The following is a 16,859-nucleotide window of genomic DNA, read 5'->3' on the forward strand; positions in this document are numbered from 1 at the left end:
CCGGCGTGAAGGTGTAAGTGCCGTTGGCGCCGATCACCAGGGTACCGACGTTGGCAATGGTCGCGGTTTGGCCGGCGGTGAAAGTGCCAGCAACACCGTCGACGGTGAAGTTAACCACGCTGACCGGGCCGTCGACGCTGCTCGTGCCGGTGAGGACGCTGCCGGTCACGGCGGTGTCTTCGTTGGTGCTCACGCTTTCGCTGAGGTCGCTGAAGCTGTCGTCGACCGGCGTAACGTTGATGTTCAGGGTCGAGGTGACATTGCTGCCCGAGCCGTCGGTGACGGTGTAGCTCACCGTCGGCACGCTGCCGTTGTAATTGGCGGCCGGGGTGAAGGTGTAAGTCCCGTTGGCCGCGATCACCAGGCTGCCGACGTTGGCGATGGTTGCCGTGCTGCCAGCGGCGTAGGTGGTTTCACCGATGGTGAAGTTCACCACGCTGACCGGACCATCGACGCTGCTCGTGCCGGTGAGGACGCTGCCGGTGACGGCGGTGTCTTCGTTGGTGGTCACGCTTTCGCTGAGGTCGCTGAAGCTGTCGTTGACCGGGGTGACGCTGATGGTCAGGGTCGAGGTGACGTTGCTGCCGGAACCGTCGGTGACGGTGTAGCTCACCGTCGGCACGCTGCCGTTGTAGTTAGCGGCCGGGGTGAAGGTGTAGGCGCCGTTGGCGCCGATCACCAGGCTGCCGACATTGGCGATGGTTGCGGTCTCACCGGCTTGGTACTGGGTGCCGCCAACCGTGAAGTTAACCACGCTGACCGGACCATCGACGCTGCTCGTGCCGGTGAGGACGCTGCCGGTGACGGCGGTGTCTTCGTTGGTGGTCACGGTTTCGCTGAGGTCGGTGAAGCTGTCGTCGACCGGGGTGACGTTGATGGTCAGGGTCGAGGTGACGTTGCTGCCGGAACCGTCGGTGACGGTGTAGCTGACCGTCGGCACCGTGCCGTTGTAGTTAGCGGCCGGCGTGAAGGTGTAAGTGCCGTTGGCGCCGATCACCAGGGTACCGACGTTGGCAATGGTCGCGGTTTGGCCGGCGGTGAAAGTGCCAGCAACACCGTCGACGGTGAAGTTAACCACGCTGACCGGACCATCGACGCTGCTCGTGCCGGTGAGGACGCTGCCGGTGAGGGCAGTGTCTTCCAGGGTCGAGACGGTTTCGTTGGCATCGGCGAAGTTGTCGTTGACCGGCGTGACGTTGATGGTCAGGGTCGAGGTGTCGTTCGGTCCCGAACCGTCGGTGACGGTGTAGGTGACGGTCGGCACCGTGCCGTTGTAGTTGGCGGCCGGGGTGAAGGTGTAAGCCCCGTTCGCAGCGATCACCAGGGTGCCGACATTGGCGATGGTCGCCGTGCTGCCGGCGGCGTAGGTGGTTTCACCGATGGTGAAGTTCACCACGCTGACTGGGCCGTCAACGCTGCTCGTGCCGGTCAACACACTGCCGGTGACGGCGGTGTCTTCGGCGGTGCTCACGCTTTCGCTGAGGTCGGTGAAGCTGTCATCGACCGGCGTGACGCTGATGGTCAGGGTCGAGGTGACATTGCTGCCCGAACCGTCGGTGACGGTGTAGGTGACAGTCGGCACCGTGCCGTTGTAGTTGGCGGCCGGGGTGAAGGTATAGGCGCCGTTGGCACCGATCACCAGGGTGCCGACGTTAGCGATGGTCGCCGTCTGGCCAGCGGTGAAAGTACCAGCAACACCGTCGATGGTGAAATTGACCACGCTGACCGGGCCGTCAACGCTCGAGGTGCCACTGAGGACGCTGCCGGTGACGGCGGTGTCTTCGGCGGTGCTCACGCTTTCGCTGAGGTCGGTGAAGCTGTCATCGACCGGGGTGACGTTGATGGTCAGGGTCGAGGTGACGTTGCTGCCGGAACCGTCGGTGACGGTGTAGCTGACCGTCGGCACGCTGCCGTTGTAATTTTCGGCCGGGGTGAAGGTGTAAGTCCCGTTGGCGCCGATCACCAGGGTGCCGACATTGGCGATGGTTGCGGTGCTGCCAGCGGCGTAGGTGGTTTCACCGATGGTGAAATTCACCACGCTGACCGGGCCGTCGACGCTGCTCGTGCCGGTGAGGACGCTGCCGGTGAGGGCGGTGTCTTCGTTGGTGCTCACGCTTTCGCTGAGGTCGGTGAAGCTGTCATCGACCGGCGTGACGCTGATGGTCAGGGTCGAGGTGACATTGCTGCCCGAGCCGTCGGTGACGGTGTAGCTGACCGTCGGCACACTGCCGTTGTAGTTGGCGTCCGGGGTAAAGGTATAGGCGCCGTTGGCGCCGATGACCAGGGTGCCGACATTGGCAATGGTCGCCGTGCTGCCGGCGGCGTAGGTGGTTTCACCGATGGTGAAGTTCACCACGCTGACTGGACCATCGACGCTGCTCGTACCAGTGAGGACGCTGCCGGTCACGGCGGTGTCTTCGGCGGTGGTCACGGTTTCACTGAGGTCGGTGAAACTGTCATCGACCGGGGTGACGCTGATGGTCAGGGTCGAGGTGACGTTGCTGCCGGAACCGTCGGTGACGGTGTAGCTCACGGTCGGCACGCTGCCGTTGTAGTTTTCGGCCGGGGTGAAGGTATAAGCGCCGTTGGCGCCGATGACCAGGGTGCCGACGTTGGCGATGGTGGCCGTGCTGCCGGCGGTGAAAGTGCCAGCAACACCGTCGATGGTGAAATTGACCACGCTGACCGGACCGTCGACGCTCGAGGTGCCAGTGAGGACGCTGCCGGTGACGGCGGTGTCTTCGGCGGTGCTCACGCTTTCGCTGAGGTCGGTGAAACTGTCATCGACCGGGGTGACGCTGATGTTCAGGGTCGAAGTGACGTTGCTGCCCGAGCCGTCGGTGACGGTGTAGCTCACCGTCGGCACGCTGCCGTTGTAATTGGCGGCCGGGGTGAAGGTGTAAGTCCCGTTGGCGCCGATCACCAGGGTACCGACGTTGGCAATGGTCGCGGTCTGGCCGGCGGTGAAAGTGCCACTAACACCGTCGATGGTGAAGTTAACCACGCTGACCGGGCCGTCAACGCTCGAGGTGCCGGTGAGGACGCTGCCGGTGACGGCGGTGTCTTCGGCGGTGGTCACGGTTTCGCTGAGGTCGGTGAAGCTGTCATCGACCGGGGTGACGCTGATGGTCAGGGTCGAGGTGACATTGCTGCCCGAGCCGTCGGTGACGGTGTAGCTCACGGTTGGCACTGTGCCGTTGTAGTTTTCGGCCGGGGTGAAGGTATAGGCGCCGTTGGCGCCGATCACCAGGGTGCCGACATTGGCGATGGTCGCCGTGCTGCCAGCGGCGTAGGTGGTGTCACCGATGGTGAAATTCACCACGCTGACCGGACCATCGACGCTGCTCGTGCCGGTGAGGACGCTGCCAGTCACGGCGGTGTCTTCGTTGGTAGTCACGCTTTCGCTGAGGTCGCTGAAGCTGTCATCGACCGGGGTGACGCTGATGGTCAGGGTCGAGGTGACATTGCTGCCGGAGCCGTCGGTGACGGTGTAGCTCACCGTCGGCACGCTGCCGTTGTAATTGGCGGCCGGGGTGAAGGTGTAAGTCCCGTTGGCGCCGATCACCAAGCTGCCGACGTTGGCAATGGTCGCGGTCTGGCCGGCGGTGAAAGTGCCACTAACACCGTCGATGGTGAAATTCACCACGCTGACCGGACCGTCAACGCTCGAGGTGCCGGTCAACACACTGCCGGTCAAGGCGGTGTCTTCGGCGGTGGTCACGGTTTCACTGAGGTCGGTGAAGCTGTCATCGACCGGGGTGACGCTGATGGTCAGGGTCGAGGTGACATTGCTGCCCGAGCCGTCGGTGACGGTGTAGCTCACGGTTGGCACGCTGCCGTTGTAGTTTTCGGCCGGCGTGAAGGTATAGGCGCCGTTGGCGCCGATGACCAGGGTGCCGACATTGGCGATGGTCGCCGTGCTGCCAGCGGCGTAGGTGGTTTCACCGATGGTGAAATTCACCACGCTGACCGGACCATCGACGCTGCTCGTGCCGGTGAGGACGCTGCCAGTCACGGCGGTGTCTTCGTTGGTAGTCACGCTTTCGCTGAGGTCGCTGAAGCTGTCATCGACCGGCGTGACGCTGATGGTCAGGGTCGAGGTGACATTGCTGCCGGAGCCGTCGGTGACGGTGTAGCTCACCGTCGGCACGCTGCCGTTGTAATTCTCGGCCGGGGTGAAGGTATAAGCGCCGTTCGCCGCGATCACCAGGGTGCCGACGTTGGCAATGGTCGCGGTCTGGCCGGCGGTGAAAGTGCCAGCAACACCATCGATGGTGAAGTTCACCACGCTGACTGGGCCGTCGACGCTGCTCGTGCCGGTGAGGACGCTGCCGGTGAGGGCCGCATCTTCTAGGGTCGAGACCGTTTCGTTGGCGTCGGTAAAGTTGTCGTTGACCGGGGTGACGCTGATGGTCAGGGTCGAGGTGACGTTGCTGCCGGAACCGTCGGTGACGGTGTAGCTCACCGTCGGCACGCTGCCGTTGTAGTTAGCGGCCGGGGTGAAGGTGTAGGCGCCGTTGGCGCCGATCACCAAGGTGCCGACATTGGCGATGGTTGCGGTCTCACCGGCTTGGTACTGGGTGCCGCCAACCGTGAAGTTAACCACGCTGACCGGACCATCGACGCTGCTCGTGCCGGTGAGGACGCTGCCGGTGACGGCGGTGTCTTCGTTGGTGGTCACGGTTTCGCTGATGTCGGTGAAGCTGTCGTCGACCGGGGTGACGCTGATGGTCAGGGTCGAGGTGACGTTGCTGCCGGAACCGTCGGTGACGGTGTAGCTGACCGTCGGCACGCTGCCGTTGTAGTTGGCGGCCGGGGTGAAGGTGTAGGCGCCGTTCGCCGCGATCACCAGGGTACCGACGTTGGCAATGGTCGCGGTTTGGCCGGCGGTGAAAGTGCCAGCAACACCGTCGATGGTGAAATTGACCACGCTGACCGGACCGTCGACGCTCGAGGTGCCCGTCAACACACTGCCGGTGATGGCGGTGTCTTCAGCGGTGGTCACGGTTTCGCTGAGGTCGGTGAAGCTGTCGTCGACCGGGGTGACGCTGATGGTCAGGGTCGAGGTGACGTTGCTGCCGGAACCGTCGGTGACGGTGTAGCTGACCGTCGGCACGCTGCCGTTGTAGTTTTCGGCCGGCGTAAAGGTATAGGCGCCGTTGGCGCCGATGACCAGGGTGCCGACGTTAGCGATGGTCGCCGCGCTGCCGGCGGCGTAGGTGGTTTCACCAATGGTGAAGTTAACCACGCTGACCGGACCGTCGACGCTGCTCGTGCCAGTGAGGACGCTGCCGGTGACGGCGGTGTCTTCGGCGGTGGTTACGCTTTCGCTGAGGTCGGTGAAGCTGTCATCGACCGGGGTGACGCTGATGGTCAGGGTCGAGGTGACGTTGCTGCCGGAACCGTCGGTGACGGTGTAGCTGACCGTCGGCACGCTGCCGTTGTAATTTTCGGCCGGGGTGAAGGTATAAGCGCCGTCGGCGCCGATGACCAGGGTGCCGACGTTGGCGATGGTTGCCGTGCTGCCGGCGGCGTAGGTGGTTTCACCGATGGTGAAGTTAACCACGCTGACTGGGCCGTCGACGCTGCTCGTACCAGTGAGGACGCTGCCGGTGACGGCGGTGTCTTCGTTGGTAGTCACGCTTTCGCTGATGTCGGTGAAGCTGTCATCGACCGGGGTGACGTTGATGGTCAGGGTCGAGGTGACGTTGCTGCCCGAGCCGTCGGTGACGGTGTAGCTCACGGTTGGCACTGTGCCGTTGTAGTTGGCGGCCGGGGTGAAGGTGTAAGCACCGTTCGCCGCGATCACCAGGGTGCCGACGTTGGCGATGGTTGCCGTGCTGCCGGCGGTGAAAGTGCCAGCAACACCGTCGATGGTGAAATTAACCACGCTGACTGGACCATCGACGCTGCTCGTGCCGGTGAGGACGCTGCCGGTGAGGGCCGCATCTTCTAGGGTCGAGACCGTTTCGTTGGCGTCGGTAAAGTTGTCGTCGACCGGCGTGACGCTGATGGTCAGGGTCGAGGTGACGTTGCTGCCGGAGCCGTCGGTGACGGTGTAGCTCACGGTTGGCACCGTGCCGTTGTAATTTTCGGCCGGCGTGAAGGTGTAGACGCCGTTGGCGCCGATCACCAGGCTACCGACGTTGGCGATGGTTGCCGTGCTGCCGGCGGGGAAAGTGCCAGCAACACCGTCGATGGTGAAATTAACCACGCTGACTGGACCATCGACGCTGCTCGTACCAGTGAGGACGCTGCCGGTGAGGGCCGCATCTTCTAGGGTCGAGACCGTTTCGTTGGCGTCGGTAAAGTTGTCGTCGACCGGGGTGACGCTGATGGTCAGGGTCGAGGTGACATTGCTGCCCGAGCCGTCGGTGACGGTGTAGCTCACCGTCGGCACGTTGCCGTTGTAATTTTCGGCCGGCGTGAAGGTATAAGCGCCGTTGGCGCCGATCACCAAGGTGCCGACGTTGGCGATGGTTGCGGTGCTGCCAGCGGCGTAGGTGGTTTCACCGATGGTGAAATTCACCACGCTGACCGGACCGTCAACGCTCGAGGTGCCGGTCAACACACTGCCGGTGACGGCGGTGTCTTCGGCGGTAGTCACGCTTTCGCTGAGGTCGCTGAAGCTGTCGTCGACCGGGGTGACGTTGATGGTCAGGGTCGAGGTGACATTGCTGCCGGAACCGTCGGTGACGGTGTAGCTCACCGTCGGCACGCTGCCGTTGTAATTTTCGGCAGGCGTGAAGGTGTAAGTCCCGTTCGCCGCGATCACCAGGCTGCCGACGTTGGCGATGGTCGCCGTGCTGCCGGCGGCGTAGGTGGTTTCACCAATGCTGAAATTCACCACGCTGACCGGGCCGTCGACGCTGCTCGTGCCAGTGAGGACGCTGCCGGTCACGGCGGTGTCTTCAGCGGTAGTCACGGTTTCGCTGAGGTCGGTGAAGCTGTCATCGACCGGGGTGACGTTGATGGTCAGGGTCGAGGTGACGTTGCTGCCCGAGCCGTCGGTGACGGTGTAGCTCACGGTTGGCACTGTGCCGTTGTAGTTGGCGGCCGGGGTGAAGGTGTAAGCACCGTTCGCCGCGATCACCAGGGTGCCGACGTTGGCGATGGTTGCCGTGCTGCCGGCGGTGAAAGTGCCAGCAACACCGTCGATGGTGAAATTAACCACGCTGACTGGACCATCGACGCTGCTCGTGCCGGTCAACACACTGCCGGTGACGGCGGTGTCTTCGTTGGTGCTCACGCTTTCGCTGAGGTCGCTGAAGCTGTCATCGACCGGGGTGACGTTGATGGTCAGGGTCGAGGTGACGTTGCTGCCCGAGCCGTCGGTGACGGTGTAGCTCACCGTCGGCACGCTGCCGTTGTAGTTGGCGTCCGGCGTGAAGGTGTAGGCGCCATTGGCGCCGATCACCAGGGTGCCGACGTTAGCGATGGTCGCCGTGCTGCCGGCGGCGTAGGTGGTTTCACCGATGGTGAAGTTCACCACGCTGACCGGACCGTCGACGCTGCTCGTGCCGGTGAGGACGCTGCCAGTGACGGCGGTGTCTTCGTTGGTGCTCACGTTTTCGCTGAGGTCGGTGAAGCTGTCATCGACCGGGGTGACGTTGATGGTCAGGGTCGAGGTGACGTTGCTGCCGGAGCCGTCGGTGACGGTGTAGCTCACCGTCGGCACCGTGCCGTTGTAGTTGGCGGCCGGGGTGAAGGTGTAAGTCCCGTTGGCACCGATCACCAGGCTGCCGACGTTGGCGATGGTTGCCGTGCTGCCAGCGGCGTAGGTGGTTTCACCGATGGTGAAGTTCACCACGCTGACTGGGCCGTCGACGCTGCTCGTGCCGGTGAGGACGCTGCCGGTCACGGCGGTGTCTTCGTTGGTGTTCACGGTTTCGCTGAGGTCGGTGAAGCTGTCATCGACCGGGGTGACGTTGATGGTCAGGGTCGAGGTGACGTTGCTGCCCGAGCCGTCGGTGACGGTGTAGCTCACCGTCGGCACGCTGCCGTTGTAATTTTCGGCCGGCGTAAAGGTGTAAGTCCCGTTGGCCGCGATCACCAGGCTGCCGACGTTGGCGATGGTCGCCGTGCTGCCGGCGGCGTAGGTGGTTTCACCGATGGTGAAGTTCACCACGCTGACCGGACCGTCGACGCTCGAGGTGCCACTGAGGACGCTGCCGGTGAGGGCGGTGTCTTCTGCGGTGCTCACGCTTTCGCTGAGGTCGGTGAAGCTGTCGTCGACCGGGGTGACGCTGATGGTCAGGGTCGAGGTGACGTTGCTGCCGGAACCGTCGGTGACGGTGTAGCTCACCGTTGGCACGCTGCCGTTGTAGTTGGCGGCCGGGGTAAAGGTGTAAGCCCCGTTGGCGCCGATGACCAGGGTGCCGACGTTGGCGATGGTCGCCGTGCTGCCGGCGGCGTAGGTGGTTTCACCAATGGTGAAATTCACCACGCTGACCGGCCCGTCAACGCTCGAGGTACCGGTCAACACACTGCCGGTGACGGCGGTGTCTTCGTTGGTGCTCACGCTTTCGCTGAGGTCGGTGAAACTGTCATCGACCGGGGTGACGTTGATGGTCAGGGTCGAGGTGACGTTGCTGCCGGAACCGTCGGTGACGGTGTAGCTCACGGTTGGCACCGTGCCGTTGTAATTTTCGGCCGGGGTGAAGGTGTAAGTCCCGTTGGCACCGATCACCAGGCTGCCGACGTTGGCGATGGTCGCCGTGCTGCCAGCGGCGTAGGTGGTTTCACCAATGGTGAAATTCACCACGCTGACCGGGCCGTCAACGCTCGAGGTGCCGGTGAGGACGCTGCCGGTGACGGCGGTGTCTTCGTTGGTGGTCACGCTTTCGCTGAGGTCGGTGAAGCTGTCGTCGACCGGGGTGACGTTGATGGTCAGGGTCGAGGTGACGTTGCTGCCGGAGCCGTCGGTGACGGTGTAGCTCACGGTCGGCACGCTGCCGTTGTAGTTAGCGGCCGGGGTGAAGGTATAGGTGCCGTTCACCGCGATCACCAGGCTGCCGACGTTGGCGATGGTCGCCGTGCTGCCAGCGGCGTAGGTGGTTTCACCAATGGTGAAATTCACCACGCTGACCGGGCCGTCAACGCTCGAAGTGCCACTGAGGACGCTGCCAGTGACGGCGGTGTCTTCGGCGGTGCTCACGCTTTCGCTGAGGTCGCTGAAGCTGTCGTCGACCGGGGTGACGCTGATATTCAGGGTCGAGGTGGAACCGTCGGTCACGGTGTAGCTGACCGTCGGCACCGTGCCGTTGTAATTCTCGGCCGGGGTAAAGGTGTAAGCCCCGTTCGCCCCGATCGCCAGGGTACCGACGTTGGCGATGGTCGCCGTCTGGCCGGCGGTGAAAGTGCCATTGACGCCGTCAATGGTGAAAGTAACCACGCTCAGAACGTTGTCGATGTCGCTGTCGTTGCTCAGCACGTTGCCGATCACTGCGGTGTCTTCAGCAGTGACTTGGGTGTCGGCAGTCAAAACGCTCGGGTCATCGACCGCCGTCACGGTGAGACCCAGTGTGCTGCTGGAGCCGGTGTTGGTGGTGTACGTAACTTGCGGTACAGCACCGTTGTAGTTGGCGTCCGGAGTAAAGGTGTAGTCGCCATTGGCACCGATGGTCAACGTACCGACACCGACGATGGTCGCTGTCTGGCCTGCGGTGAAACTGCCGGTCACGCCAGCGATGGTGAAGCCGGTGACGCTGAGCGGCGTCTCGGCATCGCTATCGTTGGTCAGTACATTACCCGTTGCGACGCTGTCTTCGGCCAGAGTGCCAGTATCAGCGGTCATTACGCTCGAGGCGTTGACGGACGTGATGGTTGTGGTGGTCTGGTTGCCGGTATCGAGCGTAGTGGGGGTAGCAGTGAAATCAGGACCATTGGTTGCGAAGCCGATGGTCGGATCGACGCGGGCAGCGGTGGCGTCGAGCATCACGGAGCTGTGACCACCACCGGCGGCACCGCCAGAACTTGCGACAGCCGGGCCGGCAGCGGTGGCTTCAAGGTCTTTTGTCGGGTCGGCACCGGCAGCAATGGCCTGTTGCAGCTCTTCTACCGAAGGCGCGGCTTGCGCGGTGGCGGCTGCCAGATCAGTGCTGGAGTCTGGAGCGTCGGCGCTCCACTGAGTGTCACGGCCCAGATCGAGGGTGCGGCCATCGGCCAGCTCCAGGGATACGGCACCGGAAAGGCCGGTGTCGATCTGGTCACCGGCGAACAACTTGTCGCCTTCAACGAGAACTCGGCGGATGCCCTCTGGGGACACCACGAAAACTTGACCGACAATGCTTTTGACGATGGCAACAACACTGCTCATTGAAGACTCTCCGGGGTGTCCGTTCAGTTGACTTCCATGGACCTGATGGCGTCTGTCGGCGCCGACCAGTCTGGACGTACATTGCAAAATAGATGCACAAATTTGACGCATGAATTCGTCAATTTATTGGCTATATTTTTTCGCTATTAACTTTATGCCAAACTATTGACCTTCTTGGAGCCATCCTAAACAATCGTCCCAATAATGTCACATTGATATTTAAGCTGTGACTCGTCCTCGGTATGTGATCCAGTTCCACTTTTTGAACTTTCCGACATACGGTCATTCCGCTTGCCATCTTCCGACGCAGCGCGTTCTTTTGCTGTGATTCAAGACAAGAAGTCCTGGGAAATTCCTACAATGCGTTCGCCTTTGTTCATGGCTGTACCTTTCGCCCTCGCCGCGTCTTTCGTCCAGGCACAGTCCTTGCCAAACGCCATGCAACAAGCGCTGGATGTCCATCCGGAGGTCCAGGCAGGCGTCAACAGTCGATTGGCTGCGGATTATCAGTTGAAGGCTGCGAAAGGTGGATACCTGCCACGGGTCGACCTGCTGGGCGGTTATGGTCGTGAGGGCACCGACAGCGTGACCACACGAACGGACGGCAGCAACAATCACTGGGAAACCCTGAATCGCAGTGAGTCAAGTTTACGTCTGACCCAAATGGTTTTTGACGGTTTTGCGACGTCCAGCGAAGTAGGGCGTCAACAAGCCACTGTCAACTCCCGCGCCTACTCGCTGCTGAGTACTTCCGAGCGTACTGGGCTGACCGTGGCCCAGGTCTATCTCGACGTGCTGACCCGCCGCGAATTCGTACGTCTGGCCGAGGACAACCTCAAGAGCCACCAGCGCATTTACGACCAGATCCAACTGCGCACCCAGCGTGGCGTCGGCAGTGGCGCCGACCTTGATCAGGCGGAGGCGCGGATGGCCCAGGCGCGAAACAACCTGATCACCGAGCAGACCAACCTGGCTGACGCCGAAACCAACTACCTCTCCGCTGTTGGCCAGATGCCCGATCAACTGGAACGCCCGGCGAGTTTCCTGGCATTGATGCCGGCCAACCTGAATGAAGCCCGTGCGCAGATGCTGGAAAACAGCCCGATCCTGCGCTCGGCCGAATCCGATATCGCCGCTGCCGAGAAGCAATACGACACGGCCAAGTCGACGTTCTACCCGCGCTTCGATGCTGAGTTGGGTCGCACCGCGGACAACGACATTGATGGTCAGAACGGCCACAACAATGAATGGCAAGCCATGCTGCGCATGCGCTTCAATCTGTATGCCGGCGGCAGCAACAAGGCCGATCTGGAATCCAAGTCCTACCTGTCGAACCAGGCGCTGGATATCCGTAACAACGCCCTGCGCCAATTGAATGAAGAGCTGGGCCTGGCCTGGAACGCCCTGAACAACGCCAACGCGCAAGTGCCGATCGCCCAGCAATACGTCGACCACAGCACCGCCGTGCGTACCGCTTACCAGCGTCAGTTCAGCCTTGGCGAGCGCACCCTGCTGGATTTGCTAGACAGCGAGAACGAGCTGTTCACCTCTTCGCGCCGTCTGGTGGAGATCAAGAACATTCAGTTATTTACTCAATACCGAATCAAGGCGACCATGGGCGAGTTGCTCAAGAGCCAGGGAGTGGTCGCACCATTGGCATCCGTTGTGCAGAACGACGTGAAGCCCAAGGTCCAATTGCCCGGTATGAATTGAGCAGGACCTTCATTGTTCAATTGTTAGCCAAGAGTGCCGAGCGTGGAATCAGAAGTCAGTCGGGTTCAACTCATTCATGATCCGCGCGCGTTGCATGACGATCCGCTACTGGATGGTCTGCTCGCTCTTTGCATGCTGCACCAGAAGCCTGCCAGCGCGGCAATGCTCACCACCGGCCTGCCGCTGCCCGAGCAACGCTTGAGTGTCGACTTGCTGCCTCGCGCGGCAGCTCGCGCGGGGCTGCAAGGTCGGGTGCTGCAACGCAAGCTGGAAGATATTCCGGCGATTGCCATGCCGGCATTGCTGCTGCTCAAGGACGGTCGCAGTGCCGTCCTGCTCGGTTGGCAAGGCGAAGATCAGGTGCGGGTGCTGCTCAGCGAAAGCGATGGCGGTGAATCTCTGGTCAGCCGCGAGTTGCTGGCCGACGACTACACCGGCAAAGTCTTTTTCGCCCAGCCGCAGCACAAGTTCGACGTCAATCACGGCACGCTGATTCCGCGTGCGCGCTCGTGGTTCCGCGACACCCTCAAGCGTTCGCGCTGGTTGTACGCCGACGCCATCGCCGCCAGTTTTCTGATCAACATCATTGCCATGGCCGCGCCGTTGTTCGTGATGAACGTCTACGACCGTGTCGTGCCGAACCAGGCCGAAGCGACGCTCTGGGTGCTGGCATTCGGCATCTCGGGCGCCTACCTGTTCGACCTGATCCTGAAAAGCCTGCGCAGCCTGTGCCTGGATCTGGCCGGCAAGAAAACCGACCTGATTATCTCGGCCACGCTGTTCGAGCGCATCGTCGGCATGGCCATGAAATACCGGCCGGCGCGGGTCGGCAGCTTTGCCCAGAACATCCATGAGTTCCAGAGCCTGCGGGACTTCCTCGCCTCGCTGACACTGACCAGCCTGATTGACCTGCCGTTCACGATTCTGATCTTTATCGTCATCGCGATCCTTGGCGGGCATCTTGTGTGGATACCGGTGCTGGCGTTCCCGATCGCCCTGGCCATCGGCTATGCCTTGCAGAAACCCCTGGTGGCGACCATGGAACGGACCATGGCGCTGGGGGCCGAGCGTCAGTCGAGCCTGATCGAGACCCTGGCCGGCCTGGATGCGGTGAAGGTCAACAACGCCGAAAGCGAACGCCAGTATCAGTGGGAGCAGACCATCGGCACCCTCAGTCGCCTTGAGTTGCGGGTGAAAATGCTCTCCGGCCTGGCGATGAATATCACCTTGCTGATCCAGCAACTGGCCGGCGTGATCATGATCGTCTTCGGCGTGTACCAGATCATCGACGGTCACCTGAGCATGGGCGGCCTGATTGCCTGCTACATGCTCAGTGGTCGTGCGCTCAGCCCGCTGGCGTCGCTGTCCGGGCTGCTGACTCGTTATCAGCAGGCGCGGGTGACCATGACCTCGGTCGACCAGATGATGGAGCTGCCCCAGGAGCGCAATTTCGAAGAGCGTCCGCTCAGCCGCAAGGTGCTGCAGGGCGGCATTGAGTGCCGCCAGCTCAACTTCACCTACCCGCAACAGCAGAACCTGGCGCTGAAGAACATCAATCTGTCGATCAGTCCCGGCGAGAAGGTCGGCATCATTGGTCGAAGCGGTTCGGGCAAGAGCTCGCTGGCGAAGTTGCTGGTGGGGCTGTATCAGCCGGATGACGGCGCGTTATTGGTCGATGGTGTGGATATCCGCCAGATCGACGTCAGCGAGCTGCGCTACAACATCGGCTACGTGCCCCAGGACATTCAGTTGCTCGCCGGCACCTTGCGCGACAACCTGGTTTCCGGCGCGCGGTATGTCGAGGACGAACTGGTGCTGCAAGCCGCAGAACTGGCTGGCGTCCACGAGTATGCGCGCCTGCATCCGCAGGGTTATGAGCTGCAAGTCGGCGAGCGCGGGCAGAACCTCTCCGGCGGTCAACGGCAAAACGTCGCCCTGGCCCGTGCATTGCTGCTCAATCCGCCGATCCTGCTGCTCGACGAGCCGACCAGCGCCATGGACAACACCGGTGAAGAGCGCCTCAAGCAGCGCCTGGCAGCGGTGATCGAAAACAAGACCATGGTGCTGGTAACGCACCGGGCATCGCTGTTGTCGCTGGTGGATCGCCTGATCGTGGTCGACCGCGGGCAGATACTCGCCGACGGCCCGAAAGCCGCAGTGATGGAAGCGTTGAAGAAGGGGCAGATCAGTGTTGCTTAAGTCGGGTAAGGGTTCGATCCTTCGCTACTTCAAAGGCTCTGCTTCACTTCAGGGGCAGCCGCTGCCGGAGGTCAACAAGGCGCTGATCGAGGATGCGCCCCGCGTGGTGCGGCTGACGATCTGGGCGATCATCGCGTTCTTTGTGTTCCTGATGCTCTGGGCCAACTTCGCGGTGATCGACGAGGTGACCAAGGGCGACGGCAAGGCGATTCCATCGTCGAAGATCCAGAAGATCCAGAACCTTGAAGGCGGTATCGTTGCCGAGCTGTTCGTCAAGGAAGGTCAGATTGTCGAAGCCGGCGCACCGCTGATTCGCCTGGACGACACGCGATTTGCTTCGAACGTCGGTGAAACCGAGGCCGATCGGTTGTCGATGCTGCTGCGGGTCGAGCGCCTGAGCGCCGAGGTCGAAGAGCGTCCGCTGAACTTCCCCGAGGATGTGCTCAAGGCCGTGCCGGGTCAGGCAAAGAGTGAAGAGTCGCTCTATATCAGTCGTCGCCAACAGTTGCACGATGAGATTGGTGGCTTGCAGGAGCAGCTGATCCAGCGCCAGCAAGAGCTGCGCGAATTCACCTCCAAACAGGCGCAGTATCGCCAGCAATTGGGCTTCCAGCGTCAGGAAATCAGCATGTCCGAGCCGTTGGTGGCCCAAGGCGCGGTATCACCGGTGGAAGTCCTGCGCCTCAGGCGTGCCGAAGCGGAGACCCGTGGTCAGCTCGACGCCACCACGCTGGCAATTCCACGAGCCGAATCGGCAATCAAGGAAGTGCAGCGCAAGGTCGATGAAACCCGTGGCAAGTTCCGTAGCGAAGCCCTGACCCAACTCAATGAAGCACGCACCGACCTGAACAAGGCCCAGGCCACCGGCAAGGCCCTGGAAGACCGGGTCAGCCGGACGCTGGTCACTTCGCCAGTGCGGGGCATCGTCAACAAGTTGCTGGTCAATACCATCGGCGGGGTTATCCAGCCGGGCAGCGACCTGGTGGAAATCGTACCGCTGGACGACACCTTGCTGGTCGAGGCGAAGATCCGCCCGCAGGACATCGCGTTCCTGCACCCGGGGCAGGAAGCGACGGTGAAATTTACCGCCTATGACTACACCATCTACGGCGGGATGAAGGCCAAACTGGAGCAGATCGGTGCCGATACCATCACCGATGAAGACAAGAAGACCACCTACTACCTCATCAAGCTGCGCACCGACCGCAGCCACCTGGGCACCGATGAAAAGCCGTTGCTGATCATTCCGGGGATGGTGGCTTCCGTGGACATCATCACTGGCAAGAAGACCGTGCTGAGCTACCTGCTCAAGCCGATCATCCGTGCGCGGGCCGAGGCGCTGCACGAGCGGTAATCCACCTTCGGGGCCACTGGCCCCATCGCGAGCAAGCTCGCTCCCACAATGGATCTGTATTGAAACGCAATTTTGTGTTTCCACTGACCCCTGTGGGAGCGAGCTTGCTCGCGATAGCGTCCGCCAAAACACCAAAATCCTGTCAGAAAGTGACAAATAACGTCACACCACGATTCCTCCATTCCCTTCGCAATCGCCATATCGTTATTCGTTAACGGTATTTAAATTTCAATTCTTATATCTATAAAGTGAATCTCCTGCGTACCTGTCGACCAATCGGCGCGCCGCACGACACGAACCAACACGGGACCTCCGTGAGTTTCTGATCGACGCGCGCGCCTTTGAGCGTGCCGTGCGTGGGAGTGATTTATGTCTGCAGCTTCAGCTTCGCCAAGCATCGCGCCACAATTCTTTGAAGTCCGCCCGTTCAGCGGAGCGGTGGGCGTCGAGATCATCGGTCTCGACCTGTCCCGCCCGATCAATGATCAGGACTTCGCCCGTATTCACCGCGCGCACCTGGATCATCACGTGGTGGTGTTCCGCGACCAGCGCATAACCCCTGAGCAACAGATCGATTTCAGCCGTCGTTTTGGCGTGTTGCAGATCCATGTGCTCAAGCAGTTCCTGCTGGCAGGGCATCCGGAAATCCTGATCGTCTCCAACATCGTCGAAAACGGCCAGAACATCGGCCTGGGTGACGCCGGCAAGTTCTGGCATTCCGATCTCTCCTACAAAGAACTGCCGAGCCTGGGCTCGATGCTGCATGCCCAGGAGCTGCCGTCAGAAGGCGGTGACACATTGTTCGCCGACATGCACAAAGCCTGGGACAACCTGCCGCTTGCATTGCGCAACGCCGTTGAAGGGCGCTCGGCAGCGCACTCCTACACCGCGCGTTACAGCGAGACCAAATTCGAAGGCAACTGGCGCCCGACCCTGACCCCGGAGCAACTCGCCCAGGTCGCCGAAGTCGTCCACCCGGTCGTGCGTACCCACCCGGAAAACGGTCGCAAGGCGTTGTTCGTCAGCGAGGGGTTCACCACCCGCATCGTTGGCCTGCCGGAAGACGAGAGCCAGCAACTGCTGACCGAGCTCTACGCCCACAGCGCGCTGCCGCAAAACATCTACCGCCATCAATGGCAGCCCCATGACCTGGTGTTCTGGGACAACCGTTCGCTGATCCACCTCGCCGCCGGATGCCCCAGCCATCTGCGCCGCAAGCTGTATCGCACCACCATCCAGGGCGACGCGCCTTTCTGATTTGTCGGAGATCTGACC

The 16,859-nt window shown here is 61.9% G+C and carries 5 protein-coding genes; 4 read left to right on the forward strand and 1 reads right to left on the reverse strand.

Translation table 11 applies throughout. The features are described 5' to 3' along the window. On the reverse strand, nucleotides 1-10,318 hold a 10,318-nt coding region (locus KGB29_RS27820), incomplete at its 3' end, for a retention module-containing protein (RefSeq protein ID WP_223616502.1). A 360-nt stretch (nucleotides 10,319-10,678) separates the two neighbouring features. Between KGB29_RS27820 and KGB29_RS27825 the strand changes: the two genes are divergently transcribed. From KGB29_RS27825 to KGB29_RS27840, 4 genes are all read left to right on the forward strand, one after another. Further along, on the forward strand, nucleotides 10,679-12,031 hold the full coding sequence (locus KGB29_RS27825; protein WP_150812097.1) for a TolC family outer membrane protein: 1,353 nt from the start codon (nucleotides 10,679-10,681) through the stop codon (nucleotides 12,029-12,031). 42 nt (nucleotides 12,032-12,073) lie between these two features. Continuing rightward, complete coding sequence (locus tag KGB29_RS27830; protein ID WP_154947722.1) at nucleotides 12,074-14,230, forward strand: type I secretion system permease/ATPase; 2,157 nt, start codon at nucleotides 12,074-12,076, stop codon at nucleotides 14,228-14,230. After that, nucleotides 14,220-15,584, forward strand: coding sequence for an HlyD family type I secretion periplasmic adaptor subunit (locus KGB29_RS27835; protein ID WP_150812095.1), 1,365 nt, complete (start codon nucleotides 14,220-14,222; stop codon nucleotides 15,582-15,584). Before KGB29_RS27830 ends, KGB29_RS27835 begins: the two co-directional genes overlap by 11 nt. Before the next feature lie 369 nt (nucleotides 15,585-15,953). Beyond that, nucleotides 15,954-16,841: a TauD/TfdA dioxygenase family protein gene (locus KGB29_RS27840; RefSeq protein ID WP_154910778.1), complete on the forward strand. Its 888-nt coding sequence runs from the start codon at nucleotides 15,954-15,956 to the stop codon at nucleotides 16,839-16,841. Nucleotides 16,842-16,859 lie beyond the last annotated feature (18 nt).

This window comes from Pseudomonas sp. BF-B-30, from assembly GCF_019956305.1.
Taxonomy (GTDB): domain Bacteria; phylum Pseudomonadota; class Gammaproteobacteria; order Pseudomonadales; family Pseudomonadaceae; genus Aquipseudomonas; species Aquipseudomonas jessenii.